Origin of the sequence: Arthrobacter sp. YD4 (genome assembly GCF_030410515.1) — a bacterium.
In the GTDB taxonomy this organism is placed as follows: domain Bacteria; phylum Actinomycetota; class Actinomycetes; order Actinomycetales; family Micrococcaceae; genus Arthrobacter.
The window spans coordinates 1-1,513 of record NZ_JAUHHD010000013.1 but is presented as its reverse complement, the minus strand read 5'-3'; the positions used below and the strand labels follow the sequence as shown (position 1 = coordinate 1,513).

Below are 1,513 nucleotides of genomic sequence, written 5' to 3'. Positions count from 1 at the left end.
GGCGGCTTCTAGCGGTCGTTGCAACACCCGTTATTGGGAGTTGCAACGACCGTGTCGCGTTTAAGTGGTGAATCGAAGTGCCATCGGAGGTACTCGGATCAGGAGAAAGCAGCATTTTTTGTTGCATTCGACCGTTCGGGCAGTGTCACCGTTGCCGCCGCCGAACTTGGCTTCAGCAGAGATACCTGCTTTCGGTGGGTGCGGAAAAAGGGTCTGAAGAGTAAACGGCCGGTGCATCCGGGACGCGCGGAGTTTCTCCGCTTGCGACAATCCGGGGTGGGCTTGCGGGCGGCCGCCCGGGACGTGGGTGTGCACCTGCGAACCGCCGAAGGCTGGGACAAAGGGGTCCGCAAGATCAAGAACGGGCGGATCTATCCAAACGGTGTGACGGTCGACTACACACGGGGTGTGAAGACTGTTCTCAGCGAGGATGCCGCCGCCGGCACCGCCCCCTTTCCCCGCATCGCGGCCCTGGACAAGCCGCTGGATGCCCGATTCCTGTCGCTGCAGGAACGCGAATCGATCCGCGACCTCAGCGCCAGCGGGGCGTCCCTGCGAACCATCGCCACAGTGCTGGGACGGGCGCCTTCGACGGTCAGCCGGGAGATCACCCGCAACAGCTCACCCGGAGGCGGATACCAGCCCTATGCAGCTCAACGGAAGGCCGCCAGCCGGCGTCCCCGTCCAAAGGAACGCAAGCTGCTCACCATACCCAGGCTGCGCGCCCGCGTCGAAGCCAAACTGGCCCTGCGGTTGTCTCCGGAACAGATCAGCAACACTTTGATCAAAGACTTTCCCCATGATCAGGAGATGCGCGTGTCCCACGAAACCATTTACCAAGCGCTCTACCTTCAAGGCCGCGGCGGCCTTCGCCGTGAACTCGCTAACGCGCTTCGGACCGGACGGGCACGCCGCAAACCCCACCGCAAAGACGACGAACGCCGGCACCGGTTCGTGGACCCGATGATCATGATCTCCGAGCGCCCACCCGAGATCGAGGACCGGGCCGTGCCGGGCCACTGGGAGGGAGATCTCATCACCGGTGCGCTGAACCAGTCAGCGATCGGCACCCTGGTCGAACGCACCACCCGCTACGTCCTGCTCGTCCACCTGCCTGGGGACCACACCGCCGAAACCGTCCGCGACGGACTCATCAAAACCATGACGACCCTCCCGGAGCACCTGCGCGGGTCCCTGACCTGGGACCAAGGTGCGGAAATGGCAGGACACAAATCCTTCACCATGGCCACCGGCATGCAGGTCTACTTCTGCGACCCGGCCAGCCCATGGCAACGCGGCTCGAACGAGAACACCAACGGGCTCCTCCGCCAGTACTTCCCCAAAGGCACGGACCTCTCCGTCTACGGTCCCGAAGACCTCGAACACGTCGCCCAGGAACTCAACGGCCGCCCACGCAAAACGCTCGGCTGGGATACCCCGGCCGAGCGTCTGCGTGATTTACTACTAGCTACCTAGCCACCAGCAGTGTTGCAACGACCACTAGAAACCGCCC

Annotated in this window: 1 protein-coding gene; it reads left to right on the top strand. The window is 63.5% G+C overall.

Annotation, left to right across the window (positions count from 1 at the left end):
- Positions 1-462 precede the first annotated feature (462 nt).
- A complete protein-coding gene (locus QWJ39_RS16245) occupies positions 463-1,476 on the top strand; it encodes an IS30 family transposase (protein WP_290258932.1) in 1,014 nt (337 codons plus the stop codon).
- Positions 1,477-1,513 lie beyond the last annotated feature (37 nt).